Below are 24,880 nucleotides of genomic sequence, written 5' to 3' on the forward strand. Positions count from 1 at the left end.
CCGGATCAGGCGGTGGTCGCGGCCGCCGCGTACTCGCGCTCGAGGAGCGCGCCGGTGAAGCGCGCGATCGCGCGCGGGCCGGAGACCGGCGCGACCGCCTCGACGGCGGGGTTGTAGTTCGTGTTCGTGTTGATGTCGTACACGACGGTGCGGCCGTCGGTGGTCTCCATGAACTCGACACCGGCGATCGCGATGCCCTGCTCGGCGAGGAACGTGCGCAGGCGCTGCACGAGCGGGTGCTCGGCGGTGACCTCGTCCCGCAGGCTGAAGGCCGGGGGTGCGCCGGGCGTCCCGGTGCCGGGCACGTCGCAGACGGCTCCGGCGATGACCTGGGGGGTGTCCGCTCCGGACGGTACGGCGCACGCGTCGGCCGGGCAGAGCTCGAAGCTGCCGGCGCTCGTGTCGACACGGACGGCGTAGACGAACTCGCCGCCGACGAACTCGGCACGCGTGATGAACGGCTCGCGCGCGGTGAGGTACTCCTGCAGCAGTGTGATGCCGTCGACGGGCGCCTCGAACTCGGGGCTGCCGACGTACGCGTCGAACTCGGCGAGCGAGTCGAAGCGGCGGACCCCGAGGCCCTTGCCGCCCTGGTTGTGCTTCGTGATGAACGGCACGTCCTGCCCGCCGGTGAAGTCCCGGGCGGCCGCCGAGAGCTGCTCGGTGCCGAACACCGCCGTGGTGCGCGGCACGTCGAAGCCGGCGGCCCGCAGGAGTCCGTGCTGGGCGACCTTGGAGACCTCGAGCTCGAGGACGTGGCTGCCGCCGACGACCGTGCGACCGGCCCGCTCGAGCCAGCCGAGGACCGCGCGGGTGTACTCCTTGCTGTGCTCGTGGCCGCGGGTGTGGCTGCTCGCCGACATCCGGCTCCAGTACACGCCCGGCTCCGGATCGGCGCCGAGGTCGATCCCGCCCTCGGTCAGCAGGACCTCCTGGACCGGGACGCCCTCGGCTGCGAAGGCGGCGGCGAGCGGCGGGAACCACTCGGGGTTCTCGTGGATGACGTACACGCGCGGAGTGCTCACCGCCCCACCCTAGGCACGGGTGGTCGGGCGGTGCCAGGAGTGTGACGCGCCGTTGCTTCGGCTCGGTGATGTTCTGGAACATCAGTACGGTTGCGTGGTGCGCCTCATCTTCATCGACGAATCAGCGAGGGATGACGACTTCTACTTCTTCGGCGCGCTCGTCGCCGACGCCGACGCGATCAGGTCCATCGAGCGGGGGTTCGACGACATCGGCCGACTGGTGGCCGCACATGTCGGAGGCTTCGAGCCGGATGCGGAGTTCCACGGAGTGGAGATGTTCCACGGCGAGGGTCCGTGGAAGGGAGTCCCCGTCGGGTGGCGGGTCAAGGCGTGCACCCTGGCTGCGAAGGTCCTGGCGCGATCCTCGGCCTCGTACGTCCTCCGCGGCATCGACCTGCAGGCCCACCGCCGCCGCTACGGCTCACGCGCATTCCCTCCGCACCTCCTCACTCTCGCCCAGCTGCTCGAGTGCGTGCACGAGCGGCTGGGCTCGCTGGACCGCAGCGATGGTCTCGGTCTCGTGCTCGCAGACGAACACCACTCGGCGGCGGGCGCTCGCCGGAGCCTCCGGAGTTTCAAGGTCGAGAGCGTTCCCGGCTACACGAAGAAGCCGCTCACCCGGATCGCGGACACGATCTACTTCGGCCCCTCGCACGAGAGTCGCATGCTGCAGGGAGCAGACCTGGCGACCTACTTCATGAACCGCTCACGAACAGTTGTCGAGAAGGACGAGCGGGCGGCCGCAGCAGTCGCGAAGATCGTGGCGATCCTCGAACGGATCACGATCGTGGACTACGTCTGGGCACCGTGAGACCGGGATGATCCTGATCCCGAACGACACAACGCCCCGCCGATGGCGGGGCGTTGGCTGGGTGCGGGAGGCTCTGCAGCGTCCTGCTCCTCCATCATATCACCGGCTCCCCACGACGCTCGGCGACGTGCTGCAGTCCTACCGCGCCGGTTCGGAGCCGAACTGCTGGGTGCCGAGGACGCCGAGGAGTTCGAGCTTCTGAGCGTCCTCGCTGCCCGGGGGCGCGGTGAACAGGAGCAGGGCCTGTGCCTGGTCGTCGGTGTGCAGGACCTGGCAGTCGACGGTGATGCGCCCGAGCTCCGGCTGCACGATCGTCTTGTTGTCCGACCACCGGGTCGCGACCTCGTGCCGCTCCCAGAGCTCGCGGAAGGCGGGGCTCCGGTCGAGCAGGTCCGCGATCAGCTCGGTGGCGCGGCGGTCGCCCGGACCCGCGAGGCCGACCGCTGCCCGCAGCGACGCCACCACGACGCACCCGAGCCGGTCGTGCTGCTCGGGGGCGTACTTCGCGAGCTCCGTCCCCGTCACGAACCAGCGCCACGCCTGGTAGCGCTCGTTGCCGGGTAGGCCGACCGAGGTGCCGAGGAGGGCGGTCGCCAACCGGTTCTCGACGAGCGTCTCGCCGAGCAGGCTGACGACGATCGCCGGGGTGTCCTCGAGGCGGTCGAGCACCCGCAGGATCGCCGGGTCGACGTGGTCGCTACGGTGCATCCGGACCGGGGCGGTGTGACCGGCGAGGTGGAACAGGTGGTCCCGTTCGTCGAGGCTGCACCGGAGCGCCCGGGCGATCGCCGCGACCATCTGCTCGGAGGGCTGGGGGCCGCGCTGCTGCTCGAGCCGGGTGTAGTAGTCGACGCTCATGCCGGCGAGTGCGGCGACCTCCTCGCGGCGGAGGCCGGGCGTGCGGCGGCGGGGTCCGGTGCCGAGTCCGACGTCGTCCGGGCGGAGCGTCTCGCGGCGGCGTCGGAGGAAGTCGGCGAGAGCGGGACGGTCCATGTGCCCATCGTGCCGCCTGGGCCACGGTCGAGCCAGGGATCGCCGGTCCCCCGATGCGCGCGCCCTGGTGGCCGCCCGTGCGGCGGAGCACGCTGGAGCGCATGGACACCACGAACAGCACCGTCTTCATCCCCGGCGCCACCTCCGGCATCGGGCTCGCCCTCGCCCAGCGCCTGCAGGCCGCCGGCAGCACCGTCGTCATCGGCGGCCGTCGGCAGGACCGGCTCGACGCCCTGGCCGCCGAGCACGGCTTCGACACCGTGGCGGTCGACGTCGCCGACGCCGCGTCCGTCCGCGAGGCCGCGTCCGCCGTGCTCGGACGCCACCCCGACCTCGACACCCTCGTGACCATGTCGGGCATCATGCGCAACGAGGACCTGCGCGACCCCGGGCACATCGACGACGCCGTCGCGACGATCGAGACGAACCTGCTCGGCACCATCCGCCTCATCGACGCGTTCCTGCCGCACCTGCTCGCCCGACCGACCGCGACCGTCGTCACGGTCTCCTCCGGCCTGGCGTTCGTGCCGCTGACCGCCACCCCCACCTACAGCGCGACCAAGGCCGCGGTGCACTCCTACACGCAGGCGCTCCGGCAGCAGCTCGTCGGATCGGACGTCGCGGTCGTCGAGCTCGCGCCGCCCGCCGTCGAGACCGACCTGATGGGTGGGCAGGACTTCGGCGGGATGCCGCTCGACGTCTTCGCGGACGAGGTCATGACGCTGCTGGCCTCGGGGGCCGACGAGGTCCTGGTGGAGAACGTGCAGCCGCTGCGGTGGGCCGAGCGTGACGGGACGCACCGGCAGATCCTCGAGGCGATGGCCGGCCGCGGGCACTGAGGCCGCGGGCGCGCGTCGGGCGGGCGCCGCGCGCGGTTCGCGCTGGGCGGGCGCGCCTTCGCACAAGGGAAAGCACGTCGCACCACGGAATTCCGTGGTGCGACGTGCTTCTCGTAGTTCGGGAGCACGTCGCGCCACGGCGGCTTGGGAGCACAGCTCGACGAGCACGGACGCCGGTGACCCCGCATCCCGGTGAGCACGCGGTTCAGCTCGACCGTCCGCGATGACGTCGTGCGGCGTCGACGTTGTCGGCGTCCACGAGCAGGGGCAGCGTCCCGGCGTCGACGACACCCAGGCCCGGATCGACGCTGACGAGCGCGTCTGCGTCGACCGCGACTGTCGTGGCGACCTGGATCGCACCGCTCGCCGTCAGACCGTACCGGTCCACCAGCGCCTCGACGTCGTCAGCGACCTCGTCCACCCCCACCCAGTGCACGCGTGTCGTCGACTTGACCGTCTCCCACTCGACGAGCAACCCGCGTCGCCCCATCGAGTAGGCGGACTCGATCATCTCCAGCTCGGAGAGGCCGTTGTAGAAGCAATCGGTCGCCATGAGGTCCAACCGCTGCAGGAACGCCGCCGCCGCACTGTGCCCGCAGACGGTCGTGTCGATCGCCCGTCGGAGGAACCAGGAGTCGAGGACGACCCTGCGCGGCACGTCGACGTACTGCTCGAACGCGAGCACGCCACGCGCGCCCGGGTCGTCGAACGACGGCATCCGTGATCATCCTCGGCGGAGGAGCCGAGAGGTCGGCGTGAACTCCCTGTCCGACGCGAAGGTGTTGAGCGCTCGGTGCAGGCGGGCCCGGCGCTCCTCTGGCGTGCCGACGGGCGCGGGCGTCCGCGCCGTGATGGCGTCGATCTCCTCGCGCGAGAAGACCCGCGTACTGGTCGGCCTTGTGCGGCGGGACGCGGCCAGGGCAGGGTCGGTCGTCGTCATGGGTGCTCCTTTCGATGAGGTGGAGCGACCGTACCCAGCGTCGTTCCTGAACCACGAACATGTTGTATTCGTGACTCCAGGTCTCCGTGCCAACGGGACGCCGGGCCTCCGAGCCTTCGCACAAGAGGAAGCACGTCGCACCACGGGTTTCCGTGGTGCGACGTGCTTCTCGTTGTGCGGGAGCACGTCGCGCCACGGCGGGACCACGGCACCGGGACCACGGCGCCGGGGGCGCGGGTACCGGGGGCTCCGCGAGCGCAGGAGCGCACCGCGCCGCGCGGAGAGCGCCCCGCGGCCGGACCGGGGCGCACGGGCCGGTCAGGACGCGGCGAGCACCGCCGGACCGGGGCGCACGGGCCGGTCAGGACGCGGCGAGCACCGCCCGACCGGGTCGTGCGGGCCGGTCAGGACGCGGCGAGCACCGTCCGACCGAGTCGGACGAAGTCCTCCGGCGCGAGCGCCTCACCCCGAGCCGTGGAGTCGATGCCGGCAGCGGTGAGCAGCTCGGACGCCCGGGCACTGCTGCCGAGCACGCCGGACAGGCTCTGCCGCAGCATCTTCCGGCGCTGCTGGAACGCTCCGTCGACCAGGGCGAACACCTGCGCGCGCAGCGTCTCGTCGCCTGGCTGGTCGTGCCGGTCGAACCCGACGAGCACGCTGTCGACGTTCGGCACCGGCCAGAACACCTGGCGGCTGATCTGCCCGGCGGTGGACCAGGAGCCGTACCAGGCGGCCTTGACGCTCGGCGCCCCGTAGACCTTGCTGCCCGGTCCGGCGGCGATCCGGTACCCGACCTCGGCCTGGACCATCACGAGGATCCGCTCGATCGACGGGAAGGTCGCGAGCAGGTGCAGGAGCACCGGCACGGACACGTTGTACGGCAGGTTCGCCACCACGTGCGTGGGAGCCTCGGGCACGTCGTCGACCGTGACGGTCAGCGCGTCCTGGTGCACGACCCGCAGGCGTGCGTCGGGCTGCATGGCAGCGACGGTGTCCGGCAGTTGCGCGGCGAGGCGACCGTCGATCTCGACGGCGGTGACGGGAGCGCCGGTCTCGGTGAGCCCGAGCGTCAACGACCCGAGCCCCGGGCCGATCTCCAGCACGCGGGCATCGGCCGTGACCCGACCCGCGGCGACGATGCGGCGCACGGTGTTGGCGTCGTGGACGAAGTTCTGCCCGAGCTTCTTGGTGGGCGTGACGTCGAGCTTGGCGGCCAGGTCGCGGATCTCCGCGGGGCCGAGCAGGGCGCCCACGGCTACTCGTCCACCGTGACGGGTTCGGCGTCCCACGCGCCGTACACGAGCTCGGTGTTCGACGCGATCTGCGCGGCGAGCATCGAGGCGTCGGTACCGAGCGTCTCGGCCATCGACCGCAGCGTGTGCGGGATGAGGTACGGCGCGTTCGGCCGGCCGCGGTACGGCGTGGGCGTGAGGAACGGCGCGTCGGTCTCGATCATCACGAGGTGCCGCGGCGCGACCCGCAGGGCGTCGCGGAGCAGCTCGGCGTTCTTGAACGTCACGGTGCCGGCGAACGACATGTACCAGCCGCGCTCGGCGCACAGGCGAGCCAGGTCCGGCCCGCCCGAGAAGCAGTGGAACACGGTCTTCTCGGGGGCGCCGACACGGTCGAGGACCTCGACCACGGCGTCGTGCGCGTCGCGGTCGTGGATCGTCAGCGCGAGGTCGTGCTCCTTGGCGATCCGGATGTGCTCCTCGAACGAGCGCACCTGGGCGGCACGGCCGTCCTCGCCCGTCCGGAAGAAGTCGAGTCCGGTCTCGCCGATCGCGCGCACCCGGGGCAGCGCCGCGAGCCGCTCGATGCCGGCCAGGTGCTCGTCGAGCAGCCCCTGTTCGTCGAGGACGGGTGCCTCGTTCGGGTGCAGCGCGACCGCGGCGAGCACACGGGGCTCGCGGGCGGCGATCTGCGCGGACCACTCCGAGGTCGCCAGGTCGGTCCCGACCTGCACGACACCGCGGACCCCGACGCTCGACGCACGGTCGAGGTGCTCGCGGTAGTCGAGCGGACCGTCACCGCCGTCACCGACGCCGTCGGCGATCTCCATGTGCGTGTGGTTGTCGTAGACCGGGACGACGAGCGCCTGCGGCAGCGGCGGGTAGCTCAGGTCGCGCTTCGACCCGCCCGACGAGCCGTCGCCACGGGCCCGGACGTGCGAGGCGTCCGCCGCGTCGGTCACGCCGCGCCCTGCTCGGTCGCCGGCTGCTCGATCCGCGGGAACAGTCCGCTCTCGAGCGGCACGACGGTCTCGGCACCCTGCCACTCCCAGGCACGGTCGACCCGCTGCTCCGCCACGGACCCACCGGCACCGATCGCGGCCCAGAGCTTCTCGGTGGCCTTCGGCATGACGGGCGACACGAGGACGTTCACGGTGCCGAGGCCGCGCAGCGCGGTGGTCAGCACGGTGCCGAGCCGCTCGCGCGCCGACTCGTCCTTGGCCAGTGCCCACGGCTCCTGCTCGGTGATGTACCCGTTCAGGGCGTCGACGAGCTCCCAGACGGCGGCGATGGCGTCCTGCGGCGCGAACGCCTGGATCGCCTGGTCGGCGCGCTCGGTGACGGACACCGCGAGGGCGTCGATCGCACGGTCGGAGTCGGTCAGCTCGCCGCGTTCGGGGACCGCACCGTCGAAGTACTTCTGCAGCATCGCGACGAGCCGCGAGGCCAGGTTGCCGAACCCGTTCGCGAGGTCGGCCGCGTACCGGGCGGAGATGTCCTCCCAGCTGAAGTTGCCGTCCTGCCCGAAGGTGATCGCGCGGAGGAAGTAGTAGCGGAACGCGTCGGACCCGAACGTGTCGGTGATCTCGGACGGGGCGATGCCGGTGAGCTTCGACTTCGACATCTTCTCGCCGCCGACGAGCAGCCAGCCGTGGCCGAAGACCCGCTCGGGCACGGGCAGCCCCGCGGCCATGAGCATCGCCGGCCAGATGACGGCGTGGAACCGCGCGATGTCCTTGCCGACGATGTGCACGCTCGGCCACAGACGCCGGAACGCCTCGTCGTCGTCGGAGCCGTACCCGAGGGCGGTGACGTAGTTCAGCAGCGCGTCGAACCACACGTACAGCACGTGGTCCCGGTCCCACGGGATCGGGATGCCCCAGTCGAAGCTCGACCGCGAGATCGACAGGTCGCGCAGGCCCTGCTTCACGAACGCGGTGATCTCGTTGCGGACGCTCTCGGGCTGGATGAACAGCGGGTTCGACTCGTACAGGTCGAGCAGGCGCTGCTCGAAGTCGCTCATCCGGAAGAAGTAGTTGCGCTCGGCCAGGACCTCGACCGGGATCGAGTGGATGGCGCAGACCTGCTGGCCCTCGTACGCGCCGGTGCCGGGGACGAGGTCGCTCGGCTGCTTGTACTCCTCGCAGCCCACGCAGTAGAAGCCCTCGAACTCGCCGGCGTAGATGTAGCCGTCGTCGTACAGCTTCTGCAGGAACGCGGTGACGCCGCGCTCGTGGCGCTCGTCGGTCGTGCGGATGAAGTCGTCGTTCGCCACGTCGACGGTGTCGAGCAGCGGCTTCCACGCGTCGTTCACGAGCCGGTCCGCCCACTCCTGCGGCGTGACGTCGTTCGCCGAGGCGGTGCGCAGGATCTTCTGCCCGTGCTCGTCGGTGCCGGTCAGCAGCCAGGCGTCGTCGCCCCGCTGCCGGTGCCAGCGTGCGAGGACGTCCGCGGCGACCTCGGTGTAGGCGTGCCCGATGTGGGGCACGTCGTTCACGTAGAAGATCGGCGTGGTGATGCTGAACGAGGACCCGGCGGACATGCGGACCATCCTACGGGCGGCCGCATGCCGCGTGACGCGCCCCGCGCACCACCTGTGGAGAACACGTCGCGCCCCGCGCGCCGCCTGTGGGCCGGCGGACGGGAGGCGCGGGGCGGGCCCGCACCGTGCCTCCAGACCGGCCGTGGTCGCGACTAGCGCGCGGCGAGCGCGCCCTCGTACAGGTCGCGCTTCGAGAGCCCGGTCGCGTCCGCGACCGCGGCCGACGCCTCCTTCATGCGCGTGCCCGCGGCGACGCGTTCCAGGACGAGCCGGACGCCGTCCTCGAGCGAGACCTCGTCGACCGAGCCCGAGGCGCCCGCGACGACGATGCAGATCTCGCCCCGCACGCCGTCGGCGGCCCACGCCGCGAGCGCCTCGAGCGAGTCGCGCCGGACCTCCTCGTAGAGCTTCGTGAGCTCGCGGCAGACGACCGCCCGGCGCGTGGCCCCGAACCCGGCCGCCATGTCGGTGAGCGTGTCGGCGAGCCGGTGCGGCGACTCGAAGAACACCATGGTCCGCTGCTCCCCGGCGAGCGCCTCGAACGCGCGACGCCGCTCCCCCGCCTTGCGCGTCGGGAACCCCTCGAAGGTGAAGCGGTCGGTCGGCAGTCCGGACACGGCGAGCGCCATCAGCACGGCCGACGGACCCGGCAGCGCGGTGACCGTCACCCCGGCGGCAGCGGCGGCCTCGACGAGCGGGAACCCGGGGTCGCTGATCGCCGGCATGCCCGCGTCGGTGAGCACGACCACGTCCTCGTCGCGCGCGAGTTCGACGACCTCCGCGGCGCGGGCGCGCTCGTTGTGCTCGTGCAGGGCGATGAGCCGCGGCCGGTTCTCGATGCCGAGCGCGCGCATGAGGTGCACGGCGGTCCTGGTGTCCTCCGCCGCCACGACGGTCGCGTTCGACAGGGTCTCGACGAGTCGGCGCGACGCGTCGCCGAGGTTCCCGATGGGCGTTGCTGCGAGGACGATCACCTCCCCATTGTGGTGGCAGGTCCGTCGTGGGGTCGATCCGTAGGATGCACTGCGATGACCACGGAGCTGACCGACGACCCGACGACCACGCCCGCCGGGCCGGTCGGCTCCCGCATCGACGACTGGTGGGGCCGGGTCCTGTCGACCTCGCGCCGGGTCGCGGTCTGGCGGTGGACCGGGCCGCTCGCGGTCACGCTCCTCGCGGCGGTCCTGCGCCTCGTCGGGCTCGGCCACCCGCACTCGCTCGTGTTCGACGAGACGTACTACGTCAAGGACGGCTGGTCGATCGTGCACCTCGGGTACGAGGGCACCTGGCCGGCGAACCCGAGCGGCGAGGGCGCCACGACGACCGACCAGCGCTTCGCCGCCGGCGAGACCGACCTGTTCACGAAGGCGGCCGAGTTCGTCGCGCACCCGCCGCTCGGCAAGTACCTGATCGGCCTGGGCATGCTGCTGTTCGGGGCGGACAGCTCCTTCGGCTGGCGCATCACGGTCGCCGTGCTCGGCACCGCCACGGTCCTGCTGACCGCGCTCATCGCCCGCTCGCTCTTCCGGTCCACCGCGATCGGCACCCTGGCCGGCTTCCTGCTCGCCGTCGACGGGCAGGCCATCGTGCTCAGTCGCGTCACCCTGCTCGACGGCATCGTCACGTTCTTCGTGGTGCTCGGTGCGGGGGCGCTGCTGCTCGACCGCCGGTGGGCCCAGCGACGGCTGGACGCCTGGGTCGCCCGGTGTCGGGAGGCCGGCCGCGAGCTGCTCTGGGGCCCGGTGCTCGTGTGGCGGCCGTGGCTCCTGGCGACCGGGATCGCGCTCGGGCTCGCCTCGGCGACGAAGTGGTCGGGCCTGTACTTCCTGGCGTTCTTCGCGCTGTACTCGGTGCTGGTCGAGATGATGATGCGCCGCCGGGCCGGCATCGCGTTCTGGTCGTCGAGCGCCTTCCTGCAGCAGGCGCCCGTGACGTTCCTGCTCACGGTGCCGGTCGCCGCCGTCACCTACCTGGCGTCGTGGACCGGGTGGTTCCTGTCGCGGGCGGGCTGGGACCGTGACTGGATCGGCTCCGGCGGACAGCGCTGGACGGGCGTGCTGGCGTGGGTCCCGGACTCGTTCCAGAACTGGTGGCACTACCAGTCCGAGATCTACGGCTTCAACATCGGGTTGCACACGCCGCACTCGTACCAGGCGAACCCGCTGCTCTGGCTCGTCATGCAGCGGCCCACGTCGATGTACTACGTCGGGACGGACGCCGGGCAGGACGGCTGCGCGTCCACCCGCTGCGGCGAGGCCATCACCGGGATCGCGAACCCGTTCGTCTGGTACGCGGCGGTGATCGCGACCGTGGCGCTCCTGGTGCTGTTCGTACTGCGTCGCCGCTGGGAGTACGGCTTCGTCCTGATCGGCGTCGCGGGCGGCTACCTGCCCTGGCTGCTGTACACCGACCGCACGGTGTTCCAGTTCTACACGGTGGCCTTCGAGCCCTTCATGGTGATGGCGCTCGCGGCGGCGATCGGGCTGGTGGCCGGGTCGCGGGACGACCCGCGGCCGCGCCGCACGCGGGCACTGGTCTGGATCGGGGTGTACCTGGTGGTCGTCGTCCTGGCGTCGGCGTACTGGTACCCGATGTGGACCGGGATGCAGGTGCCGTGGGACTTCATCCGCTCGCACTACTGGGTGCCGAGCTGGTTGTAGCGCGCGTCGCGTCGCGACCGTGTTCGCCGGTCGGAGCACTGCGTCGCGACCGGCGGACGCCGGTCGGCGCCCGGTCGCGTCGCGACCAGGGGACGGCCGGGAGGCGCGGGGCGGGCCCGCCACGCGCCTCCCGGCCGGTCGCGGGTCACGTGACGGGCGCGCGCCGCACGTCCGTCAGACGGTCGGCTGCATCGCGCGCTCGAGCGCGCCCCGGTCGAGCGGCGTCCCGACCATGTCGTCCGGCGTGCTCGGCGGCATCACCCCGTCGACGAGGACCTGCGCGTAGCGCTGCCATGCCTCGGGGTCGGCATCGCGGGTGGCGTCGGCCACGGCACCGAGCATGGTCGTGAGCATCGGCAGGTCGCGGTAGTCGAACCCGGCGCGCACCACCCCGGCGTCCTTCGCGCGGCGGATGATGCGGTCGACCTGGTCCTCGAGCCGGTCGCGCTCGCGGGCGATCGACGGGCGCCCCTTGCCCGCGCGGACGATCGCGTCGGCGAGCGCGCGGTCCCGGGCCCGGAAGGCGAAGACGCCCATCAGGTACACGCGGAGGGCCTCACGCGGGTCGGACTCGGCGGCGGCCCGGGCAGCGGCCTCGTTGAGGGCCTCGAACTTGGCGGCGAGCAGCGCCTCGATCAGGGAGTCCTTGTCGGCGAAGCGCCGGTAGACGGTGCCGACGCCGACGCCGGCCTCGTGCGCGATGTCGTTCAGGGTGACCGAGATCCCGCGCTCCGCGAAGCACCGACGCGCGGTCTGCAGGATGAGCTCGCGGTTGCGTGCGGCGTCGGCGCGCAGGGGGCGCTCGACGTCGTGCGCGTGGTCGGTGGTGCTCATGACCATGAACGTAACGGAACTTTCTGGGAACAAGTGGATGCGGTCGCTCCGTTTTGGTCTACAGTGTTCCGAAGCGGATGCCGCGCATCCGTTTCCCGGTTCACCAGACCACCTCCCCCTCCACCTTCTCGAAGGAGGCTGCCGTGACGGCAGAACAGACCGCGCCGACCCCGACCGGGTCGGCCCCCGCACCTTCCCGGAGCGCCGGCTCCGCTGACGGCCAGCCGCAGCACCGGTGGATCGCCCTCGCGGTGATCGCCCTCGCCCAGCTCATGGTCGTCCTCGACGCCACCATCGTGAACATCGCACTGCCCTCGGCGCAGGCCGACCTCGGCTTCGCGACCGACCAGCGGCAGTGGATCGTCACCGCCTACTCGCTCGCGTTCGGGTCGCTCCTGCTGCTCGGCGGCCGCCTCGGCGACCTGTTCGGGCGCAAGAACACCTTCATCATCGGCCTGGTCGGCTTCGCGGTCGCGTCCGTCCTGGGCGGCCTCGCCGACTCGTTCGGGCTGCTCGTCGCGGCCCGCGCGTTGCAGGGCGTGTTCGGTGCCCTGCTCGCACCGTCGGCCCTCGGCATGCTCACGACGACCTTCCGCGACCCGAAGGAACGCGGCCGCGCGTTCGGCATCTTCGGGTCGATCGCCGGGTCCGGTGCCGCCATCGGCCTGCTGCTCGGCGGTGTCCTCACCGAGTACGCCTCGTGGCGCTGGTGCCTCTACGTGAACGTCGTGTTCGCCGTCCTCGGCGTGATCGGTGCGCTCGTCTTCATGGCCCGTCCGCCCAAGGTCGACCGCCCGCGCATCGACGTCGCCGGGGTGCTCACGATCACCGCCGGCCTGGTCGGGATCGTCTACGGGTTCTCGAACGCCGAGTCGAACGGCTGGGATGCTCCCGTCACGATCGTCATGCTCGCCGCGGGCGTCGTGCTCGTCGCCGCATTCGTGTTCATCGAGACCCGCGTCGCACACCCGCTCCTGCCGCTCCGGGTCGTGCTCGACCGCGACCGCGGCGGCTCGTTCCTCGCCATCGGCCTCGTGGCGATCGGCATGTTCGGGATCTTCCTGTTCCTGACCTACTACCTCGAGCAGACCCTGGGCTTCACCTCGCTCCAGACGGGTCTGGCGTTCCTGCCGATGCCGGCGTCGATCATGCTCTCCTCGACGCAGATCGGTGGGCGGCTCCTGCCCCGCGTCGGCCCCAAGGTGCTGGTGTTCGCCGGTGGCCTCGTGGCGGCGACGGGCCTGCTGCTCCTGCTCCGCACCGACCTGGACAGCACCTACGCGGGCACCGTCCTGCCGGCGCTGATCGTCATCGGTCTCGGCATGGGCACGATCTTCTCGTCCGCGATGAACACCGCGACCACCGGGGTGGCCCGCGCCGACGCCGGTGTGGCCTCGGCGACCGTGAACACCGCGCAGCAGGTCGGCGGCTCGATCGGGACAGCGCTGCTGTCGACGATCTTCGCCGACGTCGTCTCGAACAGCCTGTCCGGACTGCAGGGCGCCCCGAGCAAGCTGCAGCAGGCGCAGGCGGTGCTCGACGGGTACCACGCCGCGTTCGCGATCTCGGCGGGCGTGCTCGTGCTCGTCGCCCTCGCCGGCGGGCTGCTCATCAACCGGCAGTCGGTGCGGCTCGCGAAGCTCGAGCACGCGGCGTCGACCGCCACGGGCAGCATCCCCGCGGCAGCGCACTAGCGGCAACCCCGCAGCGGGCGCACCAGCGGCATCCCCGCAGCGGGCGCACCAGCGGCATCCCCGCAGCGGGCGCACCAGCGGTGTCCCCCGAGTGGCGCACCTGGCGACCGCCCGACGCGGGGACCGCTCCACGGCCCGGGCCGCGCAGAACCTCTGCGCGACCCGGGCCGTCCTGCTGCACGGAAGTTCGGATTCCGTGCGCTCCGGACGGCGCGGTTGCGCACTGTGTCGATCCTGCTGGGATGCGTCGGGGGCCGCGGATATCGTGAGCGCCATGTCCCCCGTCCTGACCTCGCCGCTCGTGTCCACGCAGTGGCTCGCCGACCACCTCGGTGCCGACGACCTCGTCGTGCTCGACGCGTCGGTGCACACGACGGGGACCGGACTGGCGATGAGCTGGCAGGACGCCCGCGACGCGTACGAGCAGCAGGGCCACGTGCCCGGTGCCCGCTACGCCGACCTCGTCGACGCCTTCTCCGCCCCGGACGCACCCGTCCCGTTCACCCGTCCCGGTGCCGAGCGGTTCGAGGCCGCGGCCCGGGCGCTCGGCGTGACGAACACCTCGTGCGTCGTCGTCTACGACGACAGCGTCGGCGAGTGGGCTGCACGGCTGTGGTGGATCTTCCGCGCGTTCGGCTTCGAGCAGGTGGCCGTGCTCGACGGCGGCTTCACGAAGTGGCGCGACGAGGGCCGCCCGGTCCGCGTCGGTGCCCTGCGCGCCGCGGTGGCCGTGCCGTCGGAGCCGTTCCTCGCGGGTGAGGAACGCGCCGTCTGGGCCGACCACGACCGGGTCCAGCGCGCCGTCCGCGGCGACGAGCCCGCCGCGATCGTCCTGGCGGCACCGCGGTCACTGCTCGGCGACGACCACCCGGACGTCGTCCCGGGGAGCACGGCGATCACCACCGACGACCTGGTCGACCCGGTGTCGAACACGCTGCTGCGGCGCCCCGCGCTGGCCGAGGCGTTCCGGCCGGTCCTCGATGCCGACGAGATCGTCACCTACTGCGGGGTCGGGAGCGCGGCGTGCGTCGACGCCCTGGTCCTGACCGTCCTCGGGCACGAGCACGTGACGGTGTACGACGGGTCGCTCGTGGACTGGTGGCAGCGGGAGCCGGAGCGGCTCGCGTCCTGAGTCCGGCCAGCGCCCGGTCCGGGCCGGGTGCCCGCCGGGCCGGGCGAGCGCGCCGTCCCGGCCACGCGCCTCCGCGTCCGAGGCATCTGCACACCGTGACGAGCGCGCGGACCCGGCCGCGCGCATCCCGTCCGTCCCTCGTGCACGCCGTGGGCGGCGCGCCGGACCAGCCACGTGCCTCCCCGTCCCGGCCCGCGCCTGCTCGGGGCTAGCGTTGACGCCATGAGCACCAGGCGAGCCGTCGTCCTCGGCGGCACCGGCGGCATCGGCTCCGCCGTGGTCCGCGACCTCCTCGACGCGTCCGGACGCGGGGGTGACGACTGGCAGGTGGACGTCCTCGCCCGCCGGGGCGGGCCCGCCGCGGACGCCCTGACGGCGGCCGGCGCCTCCTTCACCGCGGGCGACCGTCGCGACACCGCGGTGCTGCGCGACCTGCTCCGTCCCGGGGCCGACCTGCTGGTGGACACCGTCGGCGTCACGCGCGACGACGCCCTGCAGCTGCGCCCGTACCTCGACGACGTCGGCTCGACGGTGTTCGTGTCGTCCAAGGCGGTCTACGTCGACGAGCAGGGTCGGCACTCGAACTCCCTCGACAAGCCGGTGTTCGGCGGCGCGGTCACCGAGCTGCAACCGACCGTGACCGCGGGCGACGGCGACCCGACCAGCCGTGACGGCTACGCGGCCGCGAAGGTCGCCGCGGAGCAGGTGCTGCTCGACCACGGCGCCCCCGTCACGGTGCTGCGCCCGTCGAAGGTGCACGGCCCGGGCACCGGCCGGCCCCGGGAGTGGTTCGTCGTGCGCCGCGCGCTCGACGGTCGGGAGCGGATCCTGCTCGCCGACGCGGGCCGCGGTGTCGACCACACGACCGCCGCGAGCGGCATCGCGTCGCTCGTCCGGCTCGTCGCGGACGCACCCGACCGCCGCATCCTCAACGTGGCCGACGAGGACGCACCGAGCGTGCTCGAGATCGTCCGCACGCTCGCCGGCCTGGTGGACCACCGGTTCGACGAGGTCCTGCTCGACCAGGACGCTCCCGGCTTCGTGGGCGTCACCCCCTGGAGCGTGCCGTCGCCGTCCGTGCTCGACACCACCGCCGCCCGAACGCTCGGGTGGCAGCCGCCGCGGTACGCCGAAGCGGTGCGCACGACCGTGGACTGGCTGCTCGAGACCGCGCACACGGTGCCCGCCGACGGCGACGTGCCGTGGGCGGCGGACCCGTTCTGGGACCGCATGTTCGACTACGGGCCCGAGGACGCCGCGCTGGTCCTGCTGTCGCTCGGGCGCGGCTGAGTCGTGCCGCGGTCGGAGGTCCTGTTCGTCGGCGGACGTTCCGGCGTCGGCAAGTCGACGGCAGCAGCGACCCTGCACGACCTGTTGTCCGCCGCGGACGTCCACCACGCGGTGATCGAGGGCGACGTGCTCGACCTCGCCTACCCGGCCCCGCACCTCGTGCACCCCGAGGCGCACCTGGCGGAGCGGAACCTCGCGGTGCTGTGGCGCGCGTACCGGGAGCTGGGGCACCACCGGTTGGTGTTCACGAACACGGCCGCGGTGCTCGAGCACGACCGGTTGGCCGCGGCGATGGGCGACGACCCGGTCGTGCACGTCGTGCTCCTCCGCGCGGACGACGACACGACCGCGGAGCGGCTGGGCCGACGGGCGGGCGGCCCCGCCCCGCCGGCGCAGCTCGCGCACAGCGCGGCGACGGCCGGGAGGCTCGACTCGGCCGTCGCGGACACGGTCACCCGGGTGGACACCGCTGGACTGTCGCCGTCGGACGTCGCGCGTCGGCTCGCGGCCGTCACGGGGTGGTTGCCCGCCTGAGGCGGGTCGGAGCGGCCCGGTGCGGCTGGGGCGCCCGCGCTGCGCGGGCCGCCGCCGCTCGCGGTGCCGTCGCTCGCGGTGTCGCCGACGCGGCTGGCGGTCCGGTTCCCCCGCGGTGCCTGTGGACGGCGTCGACGTGTCCACCGGTCCCACTCCGATCCCCCGTGTCCAGCGTCGGCGGGGCACGCTGGACGGCATGAGCGACAACCGACTCGGCAGTGCGGTCAGCCCGTACCTGCGGCAGCACGCGGACAACCCCGTCGACTGGCGGGAGTGGGGGCCCGACGCCTTCGCCGAGGCACGCGCCCGCGACGTACCGGTGCTCGTCTCGGTCGGGTACGCCACCTGCCACTGGTGCCACGTCATGGCGCGCGAGAGCTTCTCCGACCCCGAGGTGGCCGAGCTCCTGCGACGGGACTTCGTCGCGGTGAAGGTCGACCGCGAGGAACGGCCCGACGTCGACGCGAGCCTCATGGCCTCGGCGAGCGCCTTCACGCAGCAGCTCGGCTGGCCGCTCACCGCGTTCACGACGGGCGACGCGCAGGTGTTCTTCGCGGGGACCTACTACCCCCCGGTCCCGGTCGGCCAGGTGGGCTCGTTCCGGCAGGTCCTCGCGGCCGTCCTCGACGCGTGGCGGGAGCGTCGGCACGAGGTCGACGCGAACGCGACCGCGATCGCGGCGGCGATCCGGCAGGGAGCCGAGGCGGAGGCGACCGCCCGTCGGGGTGGGGCCGACGGCGGCGACGAGCCGCGCCTCCCGACCGTCGACGCGATCCGGGCGGTGACCACGCAACTGGCCGCGGCCGAGGACACCACGTACGGCGGCTTCGGAGGCGCACCGAAGTTCCCGAGCACGCCCCTGCTCGAGTTCCTCGCCGACGTCGCGGCCGACGGCGACGACGCCGCCCGTGCCCTGCTGGAACGGAGCCTGCACGCGATCCGGTCGACGGAGCTCACCGACGCCGACGGCGGGGTCTTCCGGTACGCGACGAAGCGCGACTGGAGCGTGCCGCACTACGAACGCATGCTCTACGACAACGCCGGACTGCTCGCCGTCGCCGACGCGGAGCAGGCCCGCGGCATCGCCGACTTCCTGCGGGACACCCTCCGCAGGGACGACGGGGCGTTCGTCGCCGCGCAGGACAGCGAGTCGACGATGGACGGTCGGCGGGTCGAGGGCGAGTGGTACCGCCTCCCGCTCGACCAGCGGGGTCGGTTCGACCCGCCGCCGCTCGACGACCAGGTGTTGACCGGGTGGAACGGGCTGGCGATCCGCGGCCTCGCGATCGCCGGGTCGCGGCACGGTGACGACGAGATGCTCGCCATCGCGCGGGGAGCGGCCGATGCGGTGCTCGCCGCCCACGTCCGCGACGGGCACGTGGTGGTGCGGTCCAGCACGCCGCGTGGTGCGTCCTCCGCCGCCCCGACCGTCGAGGACGTCGGACTCTTCGCCGAGGGGCTCCTCGAGCTCGCCCTCGTGACCGGTGACGTCACCCTCGCCGAACAGGCGCGCACGATCGTCGACGACGGCCTCGCCGGTCGCTTCACCGTCGACCCGGTCCTGGCCGGTGCCGGCACGGCGACGGGCGAGCAGCCGCAGACGGCGATGCGGTCCGGGACCGTGGCGCTGGCGTCTGCCGCGGTGACCCTGGCCGCGCTGACGGGCGACGACGCGTACCGCCACGCCGCCGCACGGCTCGTCGCGGACCGCGCCAGCACCGGGACCGAACGACCGCTCGGCCACGCGGACGCGCTCGGGGTCGCCCTCGCGCTGGGCCGTCCGTCGCGTGAGGTCGTCGTCGTGGCCTCCGACCCGGTCGACCCGATGCGCGCCGTCACCCGCGACGCGAGACGGCCCGGGACGGTCGTCGCCCACGTCACACCGGACCAGGCCGACCAGTGGGCCGAGGCCGGGTTCGAGCTCTTCGCGGGACGCAGCGCGCTCGACCCCGCGGGCTACGTCTGTCACGACCGCGTGTGTGCCCTCCCCGCGCGTCGGGCCGAGGACCTGCACGCGCAGCTCGTGGGCTGACGAGCCGCTCCTGCTCCGACGTGCAGTCCCGGGGCAGCACGGCTGCCCCTCCCGAACCGCTATCCTGGAAGGCTCATGTCTGCCACGCCCGTCATCACGTACCCGCCGGAACTGCCCGTCTCGCAGCGGCGGGACGACATCGCCGCCGCGATCCGCGACCACCAGGTCGTCATCGTCGCGGGCGCGACCGGTTCGGGCAAGACCACGCAGCTGCCGAAGATCTGCCTCGAGCTCGGTCGTGAGCACATCGGGCACACGCAGCCCCGACGCATCGCGGCGCGCACGATCGCCGAGCGCGTCTCCGAGGAACTCGGCGGCGAGCTCGGCGACCTCGTCGGCTACCAGGTGCGCTTCACCGACAAGGTCTCGGCGAACACGCGGATCAAGCTGATGACCGACGGCATCCTGCTCAACGAGATCCACTTCGACCGCGACCTCACCCGGTACGACACGATCATCATCGACGAGGCGCACGAGCGGTCGCTCACGATCGACTTCCTGCTCGGGTACCTCAAGCGGCTGCTCCCCCGTCGTCCCGACCTCAAGGTCATCATCACGAGTGCGACGATCGACCCGGAGTCGTTCTCGCAGCACTTCGGCGGTGCGCCGATCATCGAGGTCTCGGGCCGCACCTACCCGGTCGAGATCCGCTACCGGCCGCTCGTCGGCGACGACCCGGAGGACGCCGACGACGACACCGACTCCCGCACCGGCGACAGCGGCAACGCGGCCGACGACCGCGACGTGCTGCAGGGCATCACCGACGCGCTCGACGAGCTGGCGCGCGAGGACCCGGGCGACGTGCTCGTGTTCCTCTCGGGCGAGAACGAGATCCGCGACGCGCAGGACGCCATCGAGGGCAAGCGGTACCCGGGCACCGAGGTCCTCCCCCTCTACGGCCGCCTCTCCGCCGCGGACCAGCACCGGGTCTTCGAACGCCGCAGCACGCCGGGGATCCGCCGCCGGGTGGTCCTCGCGACGAACGTCGCCGAGACCTCCCTGACCGTGCCGGGCATCAAGTACGTCGTGGACACCGGCACCGCCCGCATCTCGCGGTACTCGCCGCGGGCCAAGGTCCAGCGGCTCCCGATCGAGGCGATCAGCCAGGCGAGCGCGAACCAGCGGTCCGGGCGTGCAGGTCGCACGAGCGCGGGCATCGCGATCCGGCTGTACGCCGAGGACGACTTCGAACGCCGCCCGGAGTTCACCGACCCCGAGATCCTGCGCACGAACCTCGCGGCCGTGATCCTGCAGATGATCTCGCTCGGCTTCGGCGACATCGAGTCGTTCCCGTTCCTGCAGCCGCCGGACTCCCGCGGTGTGAAGGACGGCCTCGACCTGCTCCGGGAGTTGCGGGCGGTGGACGCCGACGGTCGGATCACGAAGCCCGGACGGCAGCTGACCCGCCTGCCGATCGACCCTCGGCTCGGGCGGATGGTGCTCGAGGCCGGGCGACAGGGCGTCGGGCGCGAGGTCATCGCGATCGTCAGTGCCCTGAGCATCCAGGACCCCCGGGAACGCCCCCTCGAGAAGCGTGCGCACGCCGACCAACTGCACGCCCGCTTCGCCGACCCGACGAGTGACTTCCTGACGCTCCTCAACCTCTGGAACCACATCGAGGACAAGCAGGACGAGCTGTCGTCGAGCGCGTTCCGTCGCCTGTGCAAGGCCGAGTTCCTCAACTACCTGCGCATCCGCGAGTGGCAGGACCTGTACCGGCAGCTCTCCCGCGCCGCCAAGCAGGTCGACGTCCGGATCGCCCAGTCCCGCTCCGAGGACGGCGACGCCGTGCACCGCTCCCTGCTCGCCGGACTGCTCAGCCAGATCGGCCTCCGCGACCGCGAGAAGCGCGACTACCTCGGCTCGCGGAACACCCGGTTCGTGGTCTTCCCGGGCAGCGTCCTCGCGAAGAAGCAGCCGGACGCCGTGATGGCCGCCGAACTCGTCGAGACGAGCCGGTTGTTCGCCCGGACCGTCGCGCGCATCGACCCCGCGTGGGTGGAGCCGCTCGCCGGTGACCTCCTCAAGCGCACCCACGGCGAACCACACTGGGAGAAGAAGCAGGGCGCGGCCGTCGCCTACGAGCGGGTGACGCTGTTCGGCGTCCCGATCGTGCAGCGCCGCCGCGTGCAGTACAAGCGCATCGACCCGGAACACTCGCGCGAGCTCTTCATCCGGCACGCGTTGGTGGAGGGCGAGTGGGACGGCCAGCAGGCGTTCGACCGCGACAACCGTCGACTCCGCAAGGAACTCGAGCAGCTCGAGGAACGCACCCGCCGCCGGGACATCCTGTTCGACGACGAGCGCGTGTACGAGTTCTACGACGCCCGCATCCCGGCCGACATCGCGACCACGCGCGACTTCGAGGGATGGTGGCGCACCGCGCGTCGCGACCAGCCCGACCTGCTCACGATGCGCCGGTCGGACCTCCTCGACGAGGACGCCGCCGACGCCGCACAGGACGAGCAGGAGTACCCGACGCAGTGGCGCAGCGGCGACCAGCGCCTCGCGGTCCGCTACCGCTTCGAGCCCGGCGCGCAGGACGACGGCGTCAGCGTGCAGGTCCCACTCGCGCTGCTCCCCCGGATGCGCGAGGAGGGCTTCGACTGGCAGGTCCGCGGGCTCCGGCGCGAGCTCGTCACGGCGCTCATCAAGTCCCTGCCGAAACAGATCCGCAAGAACGTCGTCCCCGCGGCCGACTGGGCCGAGAAGATCGTCGCCGAACTGCCCGACGACGCCCCCACCGAGCCGACCGAGTCGTTCCGCGCGACCCTCGCCAAGGCCATCCAGCGCATGACCTACGTGACCGTGTCGGAGTCCGACTTCGACCTGTCGCGCGTGCCCGCGCACCTCCTGCCCACGTGGGCGGTCGTCGACGAACGCGGCCGCCGGGTCGAGTCCGGCAAGGACCTGTCGGCCCTGCAGACCAAGCTCAAGGACCGGACCCAGCAGAGCGTCGCCGCCGCCACCGCGAAGGGCGCGGCACGGTCGGGAGGCGCGGCTCGTGTCGCCGGGGCCGCCTCCGGCCAACAGGTGGAGGCGTCCGGCCTCACCGCGTGGCCGTCCCGCGACCTGCCGCAGGTGCTCGACACGAAGCAGGCCGGCGGCGTCATCCGTGCGTACCCGTCCCTCGTCGAGGAGGGCGAGGGACCGAAGGCGACGGTCGGCGTGCAGCTGCTCGCGACGCCGGGCGACCGCGCGGTCCGCATGCCCGGCGGTGTCCGTCGCCTCGTCATGCACGCGGTGCCGTCCCCGGTGTCGTACGTCCAGTCGCACCTGACGTCCCAGGAGAAGCTCGGGCTCGCGGCGAGCCCCTACCCGTCCACCGCTGCCCTGTTCGACGACGTGCTCGCCGCGGTCGTCGACGCCGGGATCCGCGCGGCACACCCGGACGGGCTCGTCTTCGCGAGGGTCGACTTCGAGGCGGTCCGCGATCGCGTGTCGTCGACCGTCGTCGACACGATGTTCACGGCGGTGTCCGAGGTCGCCGCGGTCCTCACAGCACACCGCGCCGCCGAGAAGTCCCTCAAGCAGGCCAACTCGATGTCCCTGCTGCCGGCCCTGACCGACATGCGGCAGCAGATGGAGCGCCTCGTCTTCCCGGGCTTCGTCGCCGTCGCCGGGCTCGACCGACTGCGGCGGATCCGCGTGTACCTGCAGGGCGTCGACGCACGGGTGCAGAAGCTCCTGCAGAACCCGGGGCGCGACGCCACGTGGATGCGCGAGGTCACCGTCGCGACCGACCGCTACACCGATGCGGGTGGGACCTTCCCGCCCGCGGTCGGCGCGCACCCGGAGCTCGTGCACGCGCGGTGGATGCTCGAGGAGTTCCGCCTCAGCCTGTTCGCCCAGGAGCTCGGGACGGCCGAGACGGTGTCGCTGCAGCGCATCACGAAGGCACTGACCGCCGCGCGCTGAACGAGACGACCGTCAGACGGCGGCAGCCTCGGTCGCCAGGCCCTCGACCACGGTCACGTTCGGCAGCGCCGCGAGGACCTCGCCCGGCAGGAACACCTTCGCACCGCGCAGTCCCGCACCGACGACGATCTCGGGCGCCCGGAGCACGCGGGCGTCGACGTACACGGGCCAGTCGGCGGGCAGGCCGATCGGCGTGATGCCGCCGTACTCCATGCCGGTGAGCTCGACCGCCCGATCCATCGGCGCGAAGCTCGCCTTGCGCACGTCGAGGAGCTGCTTCACGACACGGTTGACGTCGAGCTTCGTCGAGGCGAGCACCACGCACGCCGCGTACCGGACCTCGTCGCCGCGCCTGCCCGCGACCACGATGCAGTTCGCGCCGGCCTCGAGCGGGTACCCGTAGGCCTCCGAGAACGCCGCGGTGTCGGCCAGCTCCGGGTCGATCGGCGCCGCCTGGATGCGCGAGAGGAGTGCGCTCGGCAGCGCGACCAGGGCCTGGGCGACGGGGATCGCGAGGAACCCGGTGGCGACGAGGGCGTTGGATCGTTCGAGCGTCGGCATGGTCCCACCGTAGGGAACCCTCCCCCGGCGATGATGGAGCCACGGCAGGCGACCACCGCCGGCACACCACTGCAGCCGCTACACCGCTGGGGCCAGCAGGTGACCGCAGCCGCCACTCGACCGTGGCCACCACGAGACCAGGACGGAGCGCCAGACCCGTGTTCCGACGACTCCTCCGACGACACCTCCGACCTCCGTCGGTGCAGCAGCGGCCGGTCCGGACCCCTGCGGTCGTCCCTCGGCCGGGCGTCCCGCTCACCACACCCGGGCCGGAGCCGACGGACGCGCCGGAGGTCGTCCGGGCGCTGCTGACGATGCGGGCGCTCGGGGTGCTCGGCCAGCGTGAGCCGCGGCACTCCTCGGCACTCGCCGCGCAGGCGGTCGCACTCGGCCTCGGCGGACCGGCGGCGGTGGCGCTGGCTGCCCGGTACACCGACGACGACCCCGAGGGTCTCGACTCCGAACTGGTGGACTGTCTCGACGAGCTCGGGTGGTCGACCGCGGGGATGTCGACCGCGGACGCTGCCGTCCACCTCACCCGGGCGCGTGCCGCCCACGTCCTCACCGGTGCGGCCGACGGCCGATCGGTCGCGGCATGGGTGAACGCGCGCTTCGCGTGGGACGAGGCCGTCACCACCGGGGCCTTCGACGGCTTCGTCGGTCTGCACTGGGAGTTCGAGGAACTCGACGAGCTCGCAGAGCACGACCCCGGGGCCCGATGGGTGTTCCCCGACGTCGACGACGTCGCGGCTGCGTTCATCAACGACACGTCCCCCGTCGTCGAACGGTGGCGGCGCCGCTGACGGGACACGCTCCGCTCAGCGGAGCGAACGGCTGCTCAGCGTTCGAGGCAGATCGTCCTGAGGGTCACCGTCGGCCCCGGACGCGCGTACGACGAGGGCGAGAGCCAGTCCGCCCGCGGCTCGTACTGTTCCTCGGGCCCGACGTCGCTGCGCTCCGCACGGATCCCCTCGGCCTTCCACGCCGCGACGACCTCGGACATGTCCGTCGTGCCACCGGGAACGGTCTCGGCCCCCTCGGGCAGCAGGTCCGCGCCCGAAGCGTCCACGAGCTCGGCGGCGGTGAACCAGTACTCCCACTGCAGGCCCTCGTGCCGGTTGTCGAGCAGGCACGGTTCCGAGTACGCCCCGCCCTTCGGGGACCCGTCGGACCGGAAGGCGTCCGATCGTCGGGACCCGAGGAGCTCGACGGTGCGGTCGCCGATGCGGTTCAGGGCGGCCTCGGGGTCGTCCTCGCCGTCCGAGAAGTGCCGCTCGGCGGCGGTGGCGGGCTGCGCGCGGAGCCGGGCGTCCTCGGCGACCGACCCGGCCTGTGCGGTGATCCCGATCACGTTGAACGGGACCGCGATGACGAGCACGACGATGGCGGAGATCACCGCGGCGAGCGATGTGCGGGGCTGTCGCCGACGCTTGACGGCGTAGGTGACGACGACCGCCACGGGGACGCCGACGGCGAGCAGCGCGCCGAACAGGAACCCGGTCAGCACGCCGCCGGGTCCGGGTCGCTCGTCCTCGGGCGCGAACGAGCTCTGCAGCAGGACCGCGAGCTGGATCCACCAACTCACGAGGAGCAGGATCGGCAGCACGACCGCGACGACGACCGCGTTCGTCCGGCCGACGACCCCCGCGCCCGGCTCGGCCCCGTCGTCGGTCTGGTTCCAGGCCGGTTGTGGCCCCTGGTCGTCGATGCTCATGCGTCCCCCTCGCGCCGCCCATCCTGGCAGGCTCCCGGCGATCGGGCGCACGGACTGCGAGGCTCCCGGCGATCGGGCGCACGGACTGCGAGGCTCCCGACGACCCGGGCGACCTGCCGGGCGTGCTGC

21 protein-coding genes are annotated in these 24,880 nt (G+C 72.6%); 10 read left to right on the forward strand and 11 right to left on the reverse strand.

Annotated elements, in window-relative coordinates; genetic code table 11:
* Positions 1–5: 5 nt before the first annotated feature.
* The gene (locus tag QOL15_RS13070; protein ID WP_071246690.1) at positions 6–1,025 is read right to left on the reverse strand and encodes a RimK family alpha-L-glutamate ligase; all 1,020 of its coding nucleotides are present in this window, start codon (positions 1,023–1,025) and stop codon (positions 6–8) included.
* A 97-nt stretch (positions 1,026–1,122) separates the two neighbouring features.
* Between QOL15_RS13070 and QOL15_RS13075 the strand changes: the two genes are divergently transcribed.
* The gene (locus tag QOL15_RS13075; RefSeq protein WP_065962602.1) at positions 1,123–1,836 is read left to right on the forward strand and encodes a DUF3800 domain-containing protein; all 714 of its coding nucleotides are present in this window, start codon (positions 1,123–1,125) and stop codon (positions 1,834–1,836) included.
* Between the two features lie 138 nt (positions 1,837–1,974).
* Here QOL15_RS13075 and QOL15_RS13080 read toward each other — a convergent pair whose 3' ends face one another.
* Positions 1,975–2,829 carry a helix-turn-helix transcriptional regulator gene (locus QOL15_RS13080; RefSeq protein ID WP_071246686.1) on the reverse strand — a complete coding sequence of 285 codons (855 nt, stop codon included), beginning with the start codon at positions 2,827–2,829 and terminating at the stop codon, positions 1,975–1,977.
* Between the two features lie 101 nt (positions 2,830–2,930).
* On the opposite strand from QOL15_RS13080, the gene QOL15_RS13085 reads away from it, so the two are divergent.
* A complete protein-coding gene (locus QOL15_RS13085) occupies positions 2,931–3,668 on the forward strand; it encodes an SDR family oxidoreductase (protein ID WP_071246714.1) in 738 nt (245 codons plus the stop codon).
* A 205-nt stretch (positions 3,669–3,873) separates the two neighbouring features.
* On the opposite strand, the gene QOL15_RS13090 is transcribed toward QOL15_RS13085, so the two are convergent.
* From QOL15_RS13090 to rsmI, 6 genes are all read right to left on the reverse strand, one after another.
* On the reverse strand, positions 3,874–4,386 hold the full coding sequence (locus tag QOL15_RS13090; RefSeq protein ID WP_071246684.1) for a hypothetical protein: 513 nt from the start codon (positions 4,384–4,386) through the stop codon (positions 3,874–3,876).
* Positions 4,387–4,392: 6 nt separating this feature from the next.
* On the reverse strand, positions 4,393–4,608 hold the full coding sequence (locus QOL15_RS13095; protein WP_071246681.1) for a hypothetical protein: 216 nt from the start codon (positions 4,606–4,608) through the stop codon (positions 4,393–4,395).
* Positions 4,609–5,012: 404 nt separating this feature from the next.
* A complete protein-coding gene (gene rsmA / locus QOL15_RS13100) occupies positions 5,013–5,861 on the reverse strand; it encodes a 16S rRNA (adenine(1518)-N(6)/adenine(1519)-N(6))-dimethyltransferase RsmA (protein ID WP_065962611.1) in 849 nt (282 codons plus the stop codon).
* Positions 5,862–5,863: 2 nt separating this feature from the next.
* Positions 5,864–6,802 carry a TatD family hydrolase gene (locus QOL15_RS13105; protein WP_175473826.1) on the reverse strand — a complete coding sequence of 313 codons (939 nt, stop codon included), beginning with the start codon at positions 6,800–6,802 and terminating at the stop codon, positions 5,864–5,866.
* On the reverse strand, positions 6,799–8,382 hold the full coding sequence (gene metG, locus QOL15_RS13110) for a methionine--tRNA ligase (protein WP_071246710.1): 1,584 nt from the start codon (positions 8,380–8,382) through the stop codon (positions 6,799–6,801). Before metG ends, QOL15_RS13105 begins: the two co-directional genes overlap by 4 nt.
* Positions 8,383–8,534: 152 nt before the next feature.
* Positions 8,535–9,356 (reverse strand): 16S rRNA (cytidine(1402)-2'-O)-methyltransferase, encoded by an 822-nt coding sequence (gene rsmI, locus QOL15_RS13115; RefSeq protein WP_065962613.1) that lies wholly within the window; start codon positions 9,354–9,356, stop codon positions 8,535–8,537.
* A 54-nt stretch (positions 9,357–9,410) separates the two neighbouring features.
* Here rsmI and QOL15_RS13120 point away from each other — a divergent pair, with 54 nt between their 5' ends.
* Positions 9,411–11,042, forward strand: a complete 1,632-nt coding sequence (locus tag QOL15_RS13120) for a dolichyl-phosphate-mannose--protein mannosyltransferase (protein WP_071246676.1) — start codon at positions 9,411–9,413, stop codon at positions 11,040–11,042.
* A 174-nt stretch (positions 11,043–11,216) separates the two neighbouring features.
* On the opposite strand, the gene QOL15_RS13125 is transcribed toward QOL15_RS13120, so the two are convergent.
* The gene (locus QOL15_RS13125; protein WP_175473825.1) at positions 11,217–11,876 is read right to left on the reverse strand and encodes a TetR/AcrR family transcriptional regulator; all 660 of its coding nucleotides are present in this window, start codon (positions 11,874–11,876) and stop codon (positions 11,217–11,219) included.
* A gap of 143 nt (positions 11,877–12,019) precedes the next feature.
* On the opposite strand from QOL15_RS13125, the gene QOL15_RS13130 reads away from it, so the two are divergent.
* The 6 genes from QOL15_RS13130 to hrpA all read left to right on the forward strand — a co-directional run bounded on the left by QOL15_RS13130 (position 12,020) and on the right by hrpA (position 22,476).
* A complete protein-coding gene (locus QOL15_RS13130; RefSeq protein ID WP_065962642.1) occupies positions 12,020–13,570 on the forward strand; it encodes an MFS transporter in 1,551 nt (516 codons plus the stop codon).
* Positions 13,571–13,844: 274 nt separating this feature from the next.
* Positions 13,845–14,702, forward strand: coding sequence for a sulfurtransferase (locus tag QOL15_RS13135; protein ID WP_071246672.1), 858 nt, complete (start codon positions 13,845–13,847; stop codon positions 14,700–14,702).
* Positions 14,703–14,924: 222 nt separating this feature from the next.
* Positions 14,925–15,992: an NAD(P)-dependent oxidoreductase gene (locus QOL15_RS13140; RefSeq protein WP_071246670.1), complete on the forward strand. Its 1,068-nt coding sequence runs from the start codon at positions 14,925–14,927 to the stop codon at positions 15,990–15,992.
* Between the two features lie 3 nt (positions 15,993–15,995).
* Positions 15,996–16,526 (forward strand): ATPase, encoded by a 531-nt coding sequence (locus QOL15_RS13145; protein WP_071246668.1) that lies wholly within the window; start codon positions 15,996–15,998, stop codon positions 16,524–16,526.
* 196 nt (positions 16,527–16,722) lie between these two features.
* Complete coding sequence (locus tag QOL15_RS13150; protein ID WP_071246708.1) at positions 16,723–18,558, forward strand: thioredoxin domain-containing protein; 1,836 nt, start codon at positions 16,723–16,725, stop codon at positions 18,556–18,558.
* Between the two features lie 75 nt (positions 18,559–18,633).
* Positions 18,634–22,476: an ATP-dependent RNA helicase HrpA gene (gene hrpA / locus QOL15_RS13155; RefSeq protein WP_071246666.1), complete on the forward strand. Its 3,843-nt coding sequence runs from the start codon at positions 18,634–18,636 to the stop codon at positions 22,474–22,476.
* Between the two features lie 12 nt (positions 22,477–22,488).
* On the opposite strand, the gene QOL15_RS13160 is transcribed toward hrpA, so the two are convergent.
* Entirely contained in the window at positions 22,489–23,037 is a 549-nt protein-coding gene (locus QOL15_RS13160; RefSeq protein ID WP_065962628.1) for a YbaK/EbsC family protein, read from the reverse strand.
* 200 nt (positions 23,038–23,237) lie between these two features.
* Here QOL15_RS13160 and QOL15_RS13165 point away from each other — a divergent pair, with 200 nt between their 5' ends.
* A complete protein-coding gene (locus QOL15_RS13165) occupies positions 23,238–23,840 on the forward strand; it encodes a hypothetical protein (RefSeq protein WP_071246665.1) in 603 nt (200 codons plus the stop codon).
* Between the two features lie 35 nt (positions 23,841–23,875).
* Here the strand turns inward: QOL15_RS13165 and QOL15_RS13170 are convergent, their stop codons facing one another.
* Positions 23,876–24,751 carry a hypothetical protein gene (locus QOL15_RS13170; RefSeq protein ID WP_071246663.1) on the reverse strand — a complete coding sequence of 292 codons (876 nt, stop codon included), beginning with the start codon at positions 24,749–24,751 and terminating at the stop codon, positions 23,876–23,878.
* Positions 24,752–24,880 lie beyond the last annotated feature (129 nt).

Source organism: Curtobacterium sp. MCBA15_012, assembly GCF_001864935.2.
Lineage (GTDB): Bacteria > Actinomycetota > Actinomycetes > Actinomycetales > Microbacteriaceae > Curtobacterium.